11 protein-coding genes and 1 riboswitch are annotated in these 13,343 nt (G+C 68.9%); of the genes, 6 read left to right on the forward strand and 5 right to left on the reverse strand.

Translation table 11 applies throughout. The annotated features are described in order from the left end of the window. The first annotated feature begins 2 nt into the window (after positions 1–2). A complete protein-coding gene (locus ASG92_RS17375; RefSeq protein WP_240987181.1) occupies positions 3–716 on the forward strand; it encodes a hypothetical protein in 714 nt (237 codons plus the stop codon). A 30-nt stretch (positions 717–746) separates the two neighbouring features. Here the strand turns inward: ASG92_RS17375 and ASG92_RS17380 are convergent, their stop codons facing one another. The 5 genes from ASG92_RS17380 to ASG92_RS30330 all read right to left on the reverse strand — a co-directional run bounded on the left by ASG92_RS17380 (position 747) and on the right by ASG92_RS30330 (position 5,985). After that, entirely contained in the window at positions 747–2,174 is a 1,428-nt protein-coding gene (locus ASG92_RS17380; RefSeq protein WP_056630933.1) for a M15 family metallopeptidase, read from the reverse strand. 77 nt (positions 2,175–2,251) lie between these two features. After that, complete coding sequence (locus ASG92_RS17385; RefSeq protein ID WP_056630935.1) at positions 2,252–2,779, reverse strand: histidine phosphatase family protein; 528 nt, start codon at positions 2,777–2,779, stop codon at positions 2,252–2,254. Positions 2,780–2,918: 139 nt separating this feature from the next. Beyond that, on the reverse strand, positions 2,919–3,122 hold the full coding sequence (locus ASG92_RS17390; RefSeq protein WP_056630937.1) for a dodecin family protein: 204 nt from the start codon (positions 3,120–3,122) through the stop codon (positions 2,919–2,921). A 307-nt stretch (positions 3,123–3,429) separates the two neighbouring features. Continuing rightward, a complete protein-coding gene (locus ASG92_RS17395; RefSeq protein WP_056630940.1) occupies positions 3,430–4,302 on the reverse strand; it encodes a winged helix-turn-helix domain-containing protein in 873 nt (290 codons plus the stop codon). A 651-nt stretch (positions 4,303–4,953) separates the two neighbouring features. Next, on the reverse strand, positions 4,954–5,985 hold the full coding sequence (locus tag ASG92_RS30330) for a hypothetical protein (protein ID WP_200952008.1): 1,032 nt from the start codon (positions 5,983–5,985) through the stop codon (positions 4,954–4,956). 200 nt (positions 5,986–6,185) lie between these two features. Between ASG92_RS30330 and ASG92_RS17405 the strand changes: the two genes are divergently transcribed. The 5 genes from ASG92_RS17405 (at position 6,186) to ASG92_RS17425 (ending at position 13,342) form a co-directional block, all read left to right on the forward strand. After that, positions 6,186–6,926 carry a response regulator transcription factor gene (locus tag ASG92_RS17405; RefSeq protein WP_056630944.1) on the forward strand — a complete coding sequence of 247 codons (741 nt, stop codon included), beginning with the start codon at positions 6,186–6,188 and terminating at the stop codon, positions 6,924–6,926. A gap of 3 nt (positions 6,927–6,929) precedes the next feature. Continuing rightward, entirely contained in the window at positions 6,930–8,507 is a 1,578-nt protein-coding gene (locus tag ASG92_RS17410; protein ID WP_056630947.1) for a HAMP domain-containing sensor histidine kinase, read from the forward strand. 94 nt (positions 8,508–8,601) lie between these two features. Then, a riboswitch (cyclic di-AMP (ydaO/yuaA leader) is annotated at positions 8,602–8,764 on the forward strand. A 5-nt stretch (positions 8,765–8,769) separates the two neighbouring features. Then, positions 8,770–9,561: a hypothetical protein gene (locus ASG92_RS17415; RefSeq protein WP_056630950.1), complete on the forward strand. Its 792-nt coding sequence runs from the start codon at positions 8,770–8,772 to the stop codon at positions 9,559–9,561. Between the two features lie 244 nt (positions 9,562–9,805). Beyond that, on the forward strand, positions 9,806–11,227 hold the full coding sequence (locus ASG92_RS17420; RefSeq protein WP_056630953.1) for a bifunctional glycosyltransferase family 2/GtrA family protein: 1,422 nt from the start codon (positions 9,806–9,808) through the stop codon (positions 11,225–11,227). Continuing rightward, entirely contained in the window at positions 11,228–13,342 is a 2,115-nt protein-coding gene (locus ASG92_RS17425) for a glycosyltransferase family 39 protein (protein ID WP_240987183.1), read from the forward strand. The last annotated feature ends 1 nt before the right edge of the window (position 13,343 follow it).

A 13,343-nucleotide genomic window follows, 5' to 3' on the forward strand; every position in this document is an offset into this window, starting at 1 on the left:
ACATGGGTAACAGCGGGAAGACAGCGGTCGGCGCTTTTTTCGCCGCGCTCGGCACGCTGGTGCTGACGGCGTTCACCCTTGAGGAGGCTGCGCTTTTCGCCTTCCTGGGCGCCGTGGCCGTGGGATACGTGGCGTCAGTGGCCGAAGCATTTGCCCGTCGGCGCTATCTGGCGCTCCTGGCCGGCGGCGTGGGGACCAGCCTGTTCATCGGCTGCAGCATAGCCTTCCTGCGCATGTGGGGCCTGGCGTTCAACCAGGACCCCGGGGCGCTCGGGGAGGCCGTGACCACCAAGGACTCGGACATCTACTTTTATCTGGCGGCCGCCTCGGGTTCGCTGACCCTGCTGGTGCTCTTCGCCGCGGCCGTCTGGCCGTCCGGCAGGCGCCGGCGGACCCGGCCCAGGGCCCCGGCCGGGCGACCGGCTCCGGCCCGCGCGTCCACGCGCCGGCCGGCAGCGAAGCGCGCTGCAGGCACGCGGCAGACCGCCCAGCGCACGGCAGCCCAGCGCCAGCCCGGGCAGCGCACGCCTGCGCCGCGAACGCCTGCGCCGCGCCCGCCCACGCCGCGCCAGGCCGCACCCCGCCAGCCGGCTCAACGGACCGCGGCGCGCCAGGCGGCACCGCGCCAGCCGGCTCAGCGGACGGCCGCCCCGCGGACATCCGGCTCCGGGCCATCCGCTTCAGGGACAGCTGCCGGCAGAACTACCCGCCGCTGAGCGGCCGCTGAACCCTCTCTGAAAACCCGGTCACCGGAAGACGCCGAACGCCTGCCATCCGTTGCCCACCTGTCGGCTTCCGGTGAACCGGCCGCTGCCCAGGCTGTAGTAGATCAGCCGGCCGTCAGCGGCCTTGGCCGTGAGGCCGCGCGTTCCCGGGCCCTGGAATCCGAACGAGGCATGGGACTGGGCGACGGCGCCCCAGCCGTTCCCCACCTTCGGGCGCGCTTCCCACGCGAACCTGCCGGCGCCGTCGGACCTGTACAGCATGAGGTCCCCGGCCGCGGTGGTGACCAGCAGGTCCTGACGCCGGTCGTTGTCGAAATCGGCCATGGCCAGCTTCAGTCCCCCGAACCCGTGCCCGATCTGCTGCCCGGCACCAAGGGCACCGCCGGCGGCATTCGGGTAGAAGTACATGGCACCGTCCGCAGCCGTCCCCACGACGCCGGGGAACCGGTGGCCGTTGTGCCACTTGCCCACGGTGATATCCATGGACTGCCAGCCCGCCGTGCCGGCCGTTATGGGGCTGAGGAAGCCGCCGGAGAGCTTGCCGCGATAAACCGTGAGGGTTCCGCCCTTCCATTGGGCGATGATGTCGTTGACCCCGTCAGCGTTCCAGTCGGCTACGAAGCCGGCTTTCAGCCCGGCCCAGCCGGCTCCGATCCGTTCCCGGGCGCCGAAGCCGCCTGCGCGGTTGGCCGGATAGTTCCACAGGATGCCGGCGGAATCTGCGGCGAGGACATCGGCGCCGCTCTTGATGGACGGGCGGGCCGCGAAGTACTGCTCCATGGTGGGGATGGCGCGGATCTTCATGTCCGTGGCCAGCTGGACCCCGACGAACCGCAGATGCCAGGGCTCATAGGCGTAGCCGGTGATGTGCGTGTAGCCCTCGGGGTACCTCACGATGAACCCGTAGCGGTGCGCGTTCGCAGCCACCCAGCGCCCGCCCGGGGTGGTCCCGAAGCAGGCGGTCAGCCCGCAGCCGCCGCCCACATTGCCGATGTCAGCGGCGAGCCCTGTCTGGTGCTCGCTGTAGCCGGGCCGCGCCGAGATCTGGTCCGCATACGCCTGGCCGTACATCTGGACGTAGGAGCTGTAGAGAGCGCTCTGGGAGGCATAGGACCTGTAAGCGCTCACAACCTCCAGGGCGTGTCCGGCAGCACGCGCCCCGGCGAAGAGCTGGCTCATCGCGCCCGAGACCTGGGCGCGCAGCAGGTGGCCGGTCCCGCCCCACGAGACAAGGTCCTGCGGGACGAACTGCGCGGGGTTCAACGGCCGGGACTTGTTGACCAGCACCCAAGGGTTGCTCGCGTCGGTCACCACGCGTGTGGACAGCTGCTCTCCGGAGGGAGCGGCGTTGGCGGCCGGAGCACCGGCCGCGAAGAGCATCAGTACGACGACGACGGCGGCGAACCGCCGGGCGCACCCCCGCCACCGGTTCAAAACAGAAATCAGCATGGCGGGCCCTTCCCCACTAGACGACGCTGAGATCAAGGGTACTCGGGTGCGGTCGGGCGATACCGGCGGTGTTCGCGTTAGTGGGCGCGGGGGACCTTGAAATGCGTGATCCGTGCGTCCTGCCCGTCGAGCTCCGCCCAGGATTTCTCCGTCTCGAGGACGGTCAGCCCGCTGGTGGGAAACCGGGTTGCCGCGTCCATGTAGGCGTCGTGTTTGGAATCGCGTGACGCCAGGTGCATGGCCAGGTCCTGCACTCCGGGCATGTGGGAGATCACCATGAGAGTGGTGACGGTATCCGGAACGTGGTTGATCACCGCGAGCATGCGCAACGCGGAGGTGGCGTACAGCCCGTCCTCAAGCTTCGGCGTCGGCGCTTTGTCGCCGAGCTCGCTGCACACCCAGGTGCAGGTCTGCCGGGTCCGCAGGGCGCTCGAGCAGAGGATGAAGTCCGGCACGATGTTGTGTTTGAGCAGCCATTTTCCCGCCAACGGCGCCTCACGGTGGCCGCGCTCTTCCAAGGGACGGTCATGGTCCGCCACGCCTCCGGGCCAGTCGGACTTGGCGTGGCGCATGATCACCAGACGCCTCTTGTGGTGCGCGCTCATGGACTCACCCTACTACCCAACCAGGTAGCAGCACGTGTCCCTTTCAGGCTGGAGAACGACGCGACCTGCGACCCAGTTGGGCAGGTGAGGCCAGGCGGTGCGGGCAAGTCAGGGGCAAGTCAGGGAAAGGCAGGGCGGGTCAGTCCTCCAGGACGAAGGTCACCTCCAGCACAACATGCCAGGCGACGACGTTGCCGTCGGCGATTTCGACTTTCTGTTCCTTGACCCAGGCACCGGAAACGCCGCGCAGGGTCTTGTTGGCCCGGGTAATGCCCTCTTTGATGGCGTCGTCAAAAGAGGTTTTGGAGTTGGCGCTCAGCGTGGTGATGCGTGCGACAGTCATGGCTCCTCCTGCTAGTCGAATCAACGATCCGAGCCTACGCCGGGGCAAGAAAAGTCAACAGAGCCCCAACAAACCCGCCGCGGAGGCCCTCGACCAAGGACCCGGAAGCCCACGAGCGACCTTCCCCGCGCGGGCGCTGGATCATCGGCTGGGAAGCGCGAAGGCGGCATTTTGCGTAGTGCCGCATCGCCGACTGAGGAACGAAGGAGGTGTCTAAGGCACGGCAAAATGCGGCTGAAGCGCGCCCGGCGACGCGAAAGCGCCCGTCCCCAGTTGGGAACGGACGCTTTGGCGCTTAAGGAAAAGGCTAGATCGAGTATTCCGGCGCGGCCCAGACAACTACCTCGGGGTGCTCGTAGAACCGGTAGCCCTGGCCGCGCACAGTGCGCACGGTGTTAGCGAGGCGGCCCAGCTTGGAGCGGAGGCGGCGGATGTGGACGTCGATGGTGCGCTCGTTCGGCACCTCTTCGGCATTCCGCCACAGGCCCTCGAGCAGTTCATCACGGCCCACGGTGCGGGTGCCGTTCTCGACGAGGTAGTTGAGGAGCTCGAACTCCTTGAACGTCAGGTTCAGGGACTCGCCGTCGAGGTGGACTTCGCGGCGGGCGAGGTCGATCAGCACGCCGGACGGACGGGGGTCCTGTGCCGGCTGCAGGCGCGCGGCCTCGGTGCGCTGCCGGGTGTTGACGGTGGGGTCACCGAACGTGGAACGGACGACGTCGAGTGCGGAACCGGGCGCGCTGGCGGGCGCCACGGCGACGGCGGCATAGCTTTCAGCGCCGGAAACGAGCGACTGGGCGTATGCCCGGATCTCCTGGGCGAGCTTGGCGATGGAGGTGCCGGCGGCAGCCGCGGTTTCCTCGTCGATCCCCATGTAGAGGACGAATCCGCGGGCCACGTTGTCGTTGGGCACGGGACGGACGGAGGCGCCGGCGGCCGGGGCGACGACGGGCGTCGGCGCGGTCAGCGGCGCCGCTTCCTCAGCAGGCACGGCACGCAGCTGGCCGTAAGAATTGGGGTTGTAGCCCTGGGGTGCATAGCCGGGGGCGGGAAAGCTGTTTCCCTGGCCCGCCGGCGGGAAGGCCGGACGGGTACCGAATCCCTGGCGGAGGCCCGACGTCTGGCCTGTCTTGTTGGCGTTACGGACGGAGATGTGGACGTATCCAGATGCAACTGACATGAATGCTTACCTCAATGTGAATGGCCGTCATCGCGGCTCGAATGCTTGGTTTCCCCGCAATGAAGTTCTGGGGAGGGGCGCCCGACGCTGGGCTGGGGGCGAATGCCTAAAAACTTTGTGGGGTAGAAAGTTAGGCGTGCATTCGACAACAGCGCATGTCGGCAGCAGCGGGTGTGCTGGGCCAATATTCTGCGGCTGCAGGTGCTGTTGAGTTCTTGTTCACACTTGAAAGTGTGCAACGTAACAATGAAAACTTGCAAGTAACAATGGACCGCACCGTCCGCATCGTGAGACGAAACGCGTGTTTGTGGGTCAAATCACAATTCTACAAGGTCTAATTTTTCCCGATCTTTTTCCAGACCGGTCGGTCGGAAAGCACCATTCTTCGAACGAAATTCGCCCAAACCCCTCTTTTTCATCAAATATTCAGCGACATTTCATATGCGGGAATTCCGGCCCGGCAAATCCCCGGTTGTCCAGCTATGACGCCATGCGGACAGAAGATTTTGGGCCAAGCACGCGCGCCGGCACTGGTCAAACGGCTGCGTGCGGTCCAGGCCGCGCCCAGGCCGGCGGACCTGGACGCAGGGCCTCGTCCGGGATCAGGACAAGGATCAGGATAGGGGCCGGCGCCTCGGCTGGCGCGCCCCCTTAGCTGGTCTGGCCCGTCTGCCCGGTCTGGCCCGTCTGGAGGGCGGCAATCAGCTGCACGGATTCGGCGGCGAAGGCCGAACCGTCCTTGCCTGCCACGATCCTCACGGTGGCCCCGGCGGCGATGTCCGCCACGGTCAACCCGCTCGCAGATGACTGCTGGCGCCTTAGTTGCTGATTACTCACGGCGGTGGCGTCGCCAAGCGTGTAGGTCCGGGTGAATCCGTCCGCGCTCTTGACCGTGACGGAGCCGGAGGAGACGTCCGCGACGGTGCCCAGTTGCGCAACTTTGGTGACGTACTGGCCATCCTCCTCGACGACGTACTCGGAGTGGACGGCCGACGAAATCCCGCTGCCCATGCCGCCCAGCCCGCCGGGCGCGAAGTCGCCGCCCTGGCCCGGCACCGTTCCGTTGGCAAAGCCGCCCTGGGTGCCGCCCGGTCCGCCTAGCGCCCCGCCGCCGTCCTGGGTCATTCCGCCCTGCGGCATTCCTCCCTGCGCCAGGCCGCCCTGGCCCGCGCCACCGGATGCTGCGGTTCCGTCGGCCGCCGCCGCGTTACTGCCCAGGTTGTAGACGCCAACACCCGCCCCGGCCGCCAGAACGGTGGCCGCACCGGCAACCACGAGTCCGCGCTTCATGGTCCACGGTTTCGCGTTGGCCGCCGCACCGTCCGCGATTCCGGCCGGGGGCGGCGCGCCCCACCCGGAGCCCCAGCCCGCTCCCCCGCCGGCCGTCTGTTCGGCGGGCTGTTCGGCCGGCCGTTCGTACACGGCGGTGCTTGAAGACGTACCTGACCAGTCTGGGGCTGAAGGAGCCGACGGCGGAGCGCCCCACCCGGAGCCCCAGCCCGGTGCGGTCTCGGGAAGGGCTGCCGTTGCCGGCTCAAGCGCCCGGGCCTCAGGCTGGGCCTCACGCCGGGCTTCGCCCTGCGGTTCGCCCTGGGCCGCTCCTTGGTGATCGCCCGCCTGCAACCGGGCAGCCGGAGGCAGGGGCGTGGTTTCCGGAACAGGTGGGTGCTGCTGTCCGCTCATTTGTGATCTCCTTCAGGCGTGCGGAATGTGTCCATTCCAGATTGGGAACCCTTCCTGTGACTGGCCTGTGCAGGGCAAGAGCCATGCCTGTGACCCGAGAAATCCCGACGCCGCGTCTTCCAGCTCGCTAGGCTGGGATTCACAGCAGGCGCACAGGAACACCAAAGCGCCGGCTAAACCCCAGAACGGAGAGTTGTCCCATGGCCACTTCGCACTCCATGACCAACAACCTTCCCCAGCTCACCCACCCGGACGGCTCACCCATCCGCGCCCTGGTGGTTGACGACGAACCCAGCCTGTCCGAACTGATGAGCATGGGCCTGCGCATGGCAGGCTGGTCCGTTGCCGTGGCCGCTGACGGCCCGGAAGCCGTCAAGCTCGCCAAGGAATTCCGCCCCGACGTCCTCGTGCTGGACGTGATGCTCCCCGGTTTCGACGGCGTTGAGCTGCTCGGCCGAATCCGCGCCTTCGCGCCGGAGGTTCCGGCGCTGTTCCTGACGGCCAAAGACGCCGTGCAGGACCGCATCGTGGGCCTCGCCGCCGGCGGGGACGACTACGTGACCAAACCCTTCAGCATGGAGGAGGTCCTGCTGCGCCTGCACCGGCTGGTGCAGCGCTCGGGCGTGGCCGCGATGGATTCCGCCGAACTGGTGGTGGGAGACCTGGTCCTGAACCTGGACACCCGCGAAGTCACCCGGGCCGGGGATGAACTGCAGCTCACCGCGACCCAGTTCGAGCTCCTGCGGTACCTCATGGAGAACCCCAAGCGCGTGGTCAGCAAGGCCCAGATCCTGGACCGCGTGTGGAACTACGACTTCGGCGGCCAGGCCAACATCGTTGAGCTGTACATCTCGTACCTGCGCAAGAAGGTGGATGCCGTGCACCCGCCGATGATCCACACGGTCCGCGGCGCGGGCTACGTCATCAAACCGGCAGACTAGTCCGTGGCAAATCTTTCCGGAGCCACCCGCATCCAGCGCCGCAGCTGGCTGAAGCCCGGCACCTGGCATCTCCGCACCCGACTTGTCCTCGTGGCCATGGCGCTGCTCGTGGCCATCTGCGCTGCGATCGGCCTGTTCAGCTACGCCAGCATGGACGCATTCCTGACCCGCCAGCTCGACGAGCAACTCACCGGCGCCGCTGACAGGGCCCGCGACTTCGGCCGTCCCCCGCCCGGCAGCACGGGCAAGCCCGATCCCCTCGAAGGCCGGGGTCAGCGCGTGGGCACCCTGGCGGCCAGGATCCAGGCCGGGCAGGTCAGCGCAGGATTCCTGGCATCCGATGCCACCCGCAGGACACTCTCGGCGGCAGACGACCAGGTTCTCCTGGGCCTGCGCCGCGACGGCGTCCCCGTCGACCGCACGCTGTCCACCGGGGCCTACCGGCTGGTTGCCGCCCAGACACCCTACGGCGACGTCATGGTGACCGGGCTTCCCCTCGCCGACAAGCAGAGCACCCTGACGTCCCTTGTTGTGACCGTCACCATTGTGTCGCTGGGCGGAATCGTGCTGATCGGCCTCGCCGGGACGGTGCTCATCCGCCGCACCATGAAGCCGCTGGAGCAGCTCTCGGAGGTGGCCACCCAGGTTTCGCGCCTGCCGCTGGACGCCGGTGAGGTGGCGCTCGCCGTCCGCGTCCCGCCGTCGAACGCCCATCCCGGAACGGAAGTGGGCAGCGTGGGCCATGCCCTCAACCAGATGCTGGACAACGTGTCCAATGCGCTGGAGGCGCGGCAGGAGAGCGAAATGAAGGTCCGCCAGTTCGTGGCCGATGCCTCGCACGAGCTCCGCACCCCGCTCACGGCCATCCGCGGGTACACCGAGCTGATGCGCATGACCGAGAAGTTCACGCCCGACGGCCAAAGGTCGCTGGCCCGCGTCCAGAGCCAGTCCGAGCGGATGACAACGCTGGTGGAGGATCTCCTGCTGCTCGCCCGGCTGGACGAGGGCCAGCCGCTCAAGCTCAGCGACGTGGACCTCACGCAGCTCGTGATCGAGACCGTGAGCGACGAAAAAGTCATGGCGCCGGACCGCATCTGGCACCTCGAACTTCCCGAGGAGCCGGTGGTGGTCCGCGGTGACGCGTCGCAGTTGCACCAGGTGCTGGCCAACCTGCTGTCCAACGCGCGCAAGCACACCGGACCGGGAACCACTGTGGTGACCGGCGTGATGAGGTCCGCCGACGGCAGCGCCGTGGTCACCGTGACGGACGACGGAGCGGGCATCCCTCCGGAGTTCGTGGACCGGGTCTTCGCACGCTTCGCCCGCGCAGACGCCGCACGTGCGACCCCGGCGCAGGCGGTCCTCTCGCCGTCCGGTTCCGGCGGACAGACCCCGCCGGCGGCAGCTTCGGGACGGGGTGCCGCAGGGGCCGCCTCGGCAGAGGGAACCAGCGGCCTGGGGCTCTCCATTGTGCAGTCGATCGTCCAAGCCCACGGCGGCACGGTCGAGGTAACGTCGCGGCCCGGCCGGACCGAATTCGCCGTCCGGCTGCCCGCGCAAGGCGACGCGCCGTCGTCGTGACCTCCGTTACCTAAATGTGACTTAAGCGTTTGCCTCCTGTACCGTCGATGAGGTGCTGCCCCCGTTAGGGCCGCACTTCCGGATGGACGCCCAGCTCTGCCGCTTCCCGGATTCCGCAAGACGAGGCAGAGGCGGGGGAACCAGAGTCCCGGGCTTTTCGCATCAGCCCTTGGGGTGAAGCCGACACGTGAATTTCCGTGCGGCCGGATGACCTCATCCGAACCCGACAGCTAACTCCGCAGGTGTTGAGAGGCAATCCACCATGTCTGAATTCAAGGTAAAAGCGCGCCCTGAACGCGCCCCCAAGCAGTCCCGGCAGAAACTTTCCCGCCATCGCGCCGAGCCAGCAGCGCCGGCAACCCCCTGGGGCCGGCTCACGGCCGGCATCCCGTCGTTCGGCCGCCGCGCAGCCGTAGTGACCACCGCCTGTGCGGTGCTCATCGGCGTCGGCGCCGCAGGCCAGGCAGCGGAGCAGTCCGCACCCCGGGCCGGCTCCGAAGCGGCGTCAGCCACGACGTCCCAGGCGCCGACGCTCAACTTCGACAAGACCCTCATCGCTGCCCTGCCGGCTCCGACCGCGGCCGCGCTGGCTCCGCAGTCAGCGGCCAAGCCGGCCGCGCCCACGGCCGCTCCGAAGGCAGCCGCCCCCAAGGCAGCCCCCGCGCCGGCCAAGGCTCCTGCCGCCCCGGCCGCCAAGGTTGCCCCGGCCGCTCCGGCTCCCAAGCCCGCAGCCGCCGTCGCCGTGAACGACCCCGCCGGCGCGCAGGCCTATGCAGCCGGCAAGCTCTCCTCCTACGGCTGGGCCGCGGACCAGATGCAGTGCCTGCAGACCCTTTGGACCAAGGAGTCCGAATGGCGCACCACCGCCACCAACGCGAGCAGCGGCGCCTACGGCGTAGTGCAGTCGCTGCCCGCCGAGAAGATGGCGAGCGCCGGGGCGGACTACCTCACCAACTACCGGACGCAGATCAACTGGGGCCTGGACTACGTCAAGGAACGCTACGGCTCCCCTTGCGGCGCGCTGAACTTCCATCTCGCCAACAACTGGTACTAAATTCCCGGCAGTAAGCAACCGACGGCGCGCATTTCTGCACCGCTTTGACGGGTGCGAAGGGCCCCGGATCCACGTGATCCGGGGCCCTTCAGCGTACCTGGCGGGGCGGGCGGCCCGGAAAGTGGTGCAGAAATGCGGCACCCGGCCGGCGATGCAGGCCCTTTTGGCGGGCGGCCGAGAGTTGCACAGCCCGTGCACAGCTTCGACCTAAAACCCTCTTATGGGGCGGCGCCACTGTTGATGCATGAGCCTCACCGACCAAGCCCCCGGATCCCAGCCGCACCCTCCGCTGCACCCCCAGCCGCATGCTCCGCTCCACGCCGCTCTGGCGTCCGGACACGGCCCGGTCCGCACGCTCACGAGGCACCCGCGGCGCTCACCCATCGACACCGCCGCCGCTGTCCCCGTGCTCGATGTGACCATCCCGGTCTACAACGAGGAACGTGACCTGGAGGAGTGCCTGCGCCGGCTGCACGCCTACCTCCGCGGCACCTTCCCCCACTCTTTCCGCATCACCGTGGCGGACAACGCGAGCACGGACGGCACGCTCAAGGCCGCCGAGCGCGTGGCCCGGGAGCTCCGCGAGGTTTCCGTCGTGCACCTCGAGGAAAAGGGCCGCGGCAACGCCCTCCGGAAGGTGTGGCTGGCCTCGCCGTCGCCCGTCCTGGCCTACATGGACGTGGACCTCTCCACCGACCTGGCCGCCCTGGGCCCCCTCCTGGCGCCGCTGATCTCCGGCCACTCCGACCTCGCCATCGGCACCCGGCTGACCCGCAATTCCCGCGTGGTCCGCGGACCCAAGCGCGAATTCATCTCCCGCAGCTACAACTTCCTGCTCCAGTCCCTGATGGGCGCGCACTTCAGCGACGCCCAGTGCGGCTTCAAGGCCATCCGCGCGGACATCGCCCAGCAGATCCTCCCCCACACGGTGGACAACGCGTGGTTCTTCGACACGGAGCTCCTGGTCCTCGCCGAGAAGTGCGGCCTTCGCGTCCACGAGGTCCCGGTGGACTGGACGGACGACCCCAACTCCAGCGTGGACATTGTCCAGACGGCCCTCGCCGATGTCCGCGGCATGGCCCGGCTCAGCAAGGACATGGTGTCCGGGCGCATTCCCGTGGCGGAGCTCCGGGCGGCCCTTGCCCGCGGCCCCCTGCCCGCGGCGTCCCGCAGCCAGGAGCAGAGCCCGGGCGGCAGCCTGTTCGGCCAGCTGGTGCGCTTCGGGACCATCGGCGTGGCGTCCACCCTGGCCTATCTGGTGCTCTTCTTCCTGTGCCGCAACCTGATGGACCCGCAGCTCGCCAACCTCCTGGCCTTGCTCACCACGGCCGTGGCCAACACCGCGGCAAACCGGCGCTTCACGTTCGGCATTGCCGGCAGCAGCGATGTCGCCCGCCACCACTTTGAAGGGCTGCTGGTCTTCGGGATCGGACTGGCCCTCACCTCCGGGGCGCTCGCCTTCGTCCACGAAAGCACGACGCCGGACCGCTGGCTGGAGCTGGTGACCGTCACGGCGGCCAACCTCGCGGCAACCGCCGTGAAGTTCCTGCTGTTCAGGCTGTGGGTATTCCGACGGCGGCAGTCGCCGCCAGAACCGGCGCCTGCCGCCGCCACCACAGAATCCGGGCTGCGCACATCCCAGCCCCGCACAGAAGAGGCCAAGTAAATGACCACCAGCCAGACGGCCTCCGCCCCTGCGGACGGCATCAAGCACACCGGCACCACGGACACCGGCACCAGGGGCACCGGAAGCAGGGACATCGGAAGCAGGGGCACCGGAATTTTGGGCTCCGGACCACATCGTTCGGGGCCGGCCACCCCAAGTGCCCCGGGGTTGGGGCCACGCCTCCGCTCCCTGCTGACAGGCAACCAGCCGCGCTGGGTCCGGCCTTCGGCCGCGCTGCTGCTGGCGTTCTCGGCCATCCTGTATCTGTGGAACCTCGAAGCCACCGGATACGCCAACTCCTTCTATGCCGCGGCCGTCCAGGCGGGCACCAAGGACTGGACCGCACTGCTGTTCGGCTCCCTGGACGCCGGCAACGCGATCACGGTGGACAAGCCCCCGGCTGCCCTGTGGATTCCCGGCCTCGCGGGACGGATCTTCGGCTTCTCGCTGCTCAGCATGCTGGTGCCCCAGGCGCTCATGGGCGTGGCCGCCGTCGGGCTTCTGTATCTGACGGTGAAGCGGGTGTCGGGGCCCGCCGCGGGGCTGCTTGCCGGCGCAGCGCTCGCGCTGACTCCGGTGGCCGCCCTGATGTTCCGGTTCAACAACCCTGATGCCCTGCTCACGCTGTGCCTGGTGCTCGCCGCCTACCTCACCACCCGTGCCATCGAAAAGGCCGGCTGGAAATGGCTGGCCGCGGCCGGCGCCGTGATCGGGCTGGCGTTCCTGACCAAGATGCTCCAGGGCTTCCTGATCGTGCCGGGCCTTGCGCTCGCCTACCTCTGGGCCGCGCCCACCACCCTGGGGCGGCGAATGCTGCACCTGCTGGCAGCGGCCGGCGGGATTGTGCTGGTGGCAGGCAGCTACATTGCCCTGTTCCAGCTCACCCCTGCCTCGGAGCGTCCGTACATGGCCGGCTCGGAAGGCAACAGCTTCCTGGAGCTTACGTTCGGCTACAACGGCCTGGGCCGCATCACGGGCTCGGGCGGCGGCGCACCCGGCGGCGCCCCGGGCGGCGGCTTGGGTGGCGCCCCCGGCGGCGGTCTGGGCGGCAACGTGGGCTTCGGCGGGGCGGCCGGGATCACCAGGATGTTCGGCGCCAGCTTTGGCGGCGAAGTGTCCTGGCTGCTTCCCTCGGCCCTGATCCTGCTCGCGGCCGGCCTCTGGTTCACCCGCCGCGAGGCCCGCACATCACGCACCCGGGCAGCCCTGATGCTGTGGGGCGGCTGGCTGCTGGTCACCGCGGGGATCCTCAGCTTCATGGGCGGCACGGTCCACCCCTACTACGCCGTTGCCCTGGCCCCCGCCATCGCCGCACTGACGGGCATCGGCTCCGTCGAGCTGTGGCGCGGGCGCGGGTACTGGCCCGCGCGGATCGTGCTGGCCGCGTCCGTCCTGGCGGGCTCGGTCTGGTCCGCGGTGCTCCTGGGCCGGGACGCCTCCTGGCTGCCGTGGATCAGGATTGCCGTGGTGGTCCTGGGCGTGCTCGCGGCGGCGGCGCTGCTGCTCCGGCTCGATAGCCACCACGCCGTTCCGGCACGGCTTCGGAGGGCGGCAGCGGCCGGCGTGGTGGTGGTTTCGCTGCTGGCCGGCGGGCTCGGCAGCACGGCGTGGACCTTCGCCACCGCCTCCCAGCCCCATTCCGGTTCCATCCCGACGTCGGGCCCCACAGCGTCCGCCATGGGCGGGCCCGGCGGGCAGACCGGGAGGGCCGGCACCGGCGGCAGGTCCCCCGGGGCAGACGGCACGGACGGCCAGGCCGGCGGCGGCGCCGCCTCGGACTCCGAGCTCAACTCTCTGCTGAAGTCCAGCACGGCGAAATGGTCCGGGATCGTCTCGGGTGCCAGCCAGGCCGCGAGCCTGGAACTGGCCACGGGAACCAACGTGATAGCCCTGGGCGGCTGGAACGGCGGCGACCCCTACCCCACTCTGGCGCAGTTCCAGGAGATGGTGGCCAACGGCGAGATCGGCTACTTCATCTCCGGCGGCGGCATGGGTGGAGGCGGCATGGGAGGCGGTGGCCCCCGCGGAGGAAACTCCGAGGTAGCCACGTGGGTGGCCGCCAACTTCGATGCCCAGACCGTGGGCAATTCCACCGTGTACAAGCTGAGCGAGTAGG

This window comes from Arthrobacter sp. Soil736 (assembly GCF_001428005.1).
GTDB lineage: Bacteria > Actinomycetota > Actinomycetes > Actinomycetales > Micrococcaceae > Arthrobacter.

What these genes read in the sequence shown, in the direction of transcription:
- ASG92_RS17380 (WP_056630933.1), bottom strand. Translation starts at nt 2,174, where the DNA reads ATGCTGATTTCTGTTTTGAACCGGTGGCGGGGGTGCGCCCGGCGGTTC.
- ASG92_RS17405 (WP_056630944.1), top strand. Translation starts at nt 6,186, where the DNA reads ATGGCCACTTCGCACTCCATGACCAACAACCTTCCCCAGCTCACCCAC.
- ASG92_RS17375 (WP_240987181.1), top strand. Translation starts at nt 3, where the DNA reads ATGGGTAACAGCGGGAAGACAGCGGTCGGCGCTTTTTTCGCCGCGCTC.
- ASG92_RS30330 (WP_200952008.1), bottom strand. Translation starts at nt 5,985, where the DNA reads ATGAGCGGACAGCAGCACCCACCTGTTCCGGAAACCACGCCCCTGCCT.
- ASG92_RS17390 (WP_056630937.1), bottom strand. Translation starts at nt 3,122, where the DNA reads ATGACTGTCGCACGCATCACCACGCTGAGCGCCAACTCCAAAACCTCT.
- ASG92_RS17395 (WP_056630940.1), bottom strand. Translation starts at nt 4,302, where the DNA reads ATGTCAGTTGCATCTGGATACGTCCACATCTCCGTCCGTAACGCCAAC.
- ASG92_RS17415 (WP_056630950.1), top strand. Translation starts at nt 8,770, where the DNA reads ATGTCTGAATTCAAGGTAAAAGCGCGCCCTGAACGCGCCCCCAAGCAG.
- ASG92_RS17425 (WP_240987183.1), top strand. Translation starts at nt 11,228, where the DNA reads ATGACCACCAGCCAGACGGCCTCCGCCCCTGCGGACGGCATCAAGCAC.
- ASG92_RS17385 (WP_056630935.1), bottom strand. Translation starts at nt 2,779, where the DNA reads ATGAGCGCGCACCACAAGAGGCGTCTGGTGATCATGCGCCACGCCAAG.
- ASG92_RS17420 (WP_056630953.1), top strand. Translation starts at nt 9,806, where the DNA reads ATGAGCCTCACCGACCAAGCCCCCGGATCCCAGCCGCACCCTCCGCTG.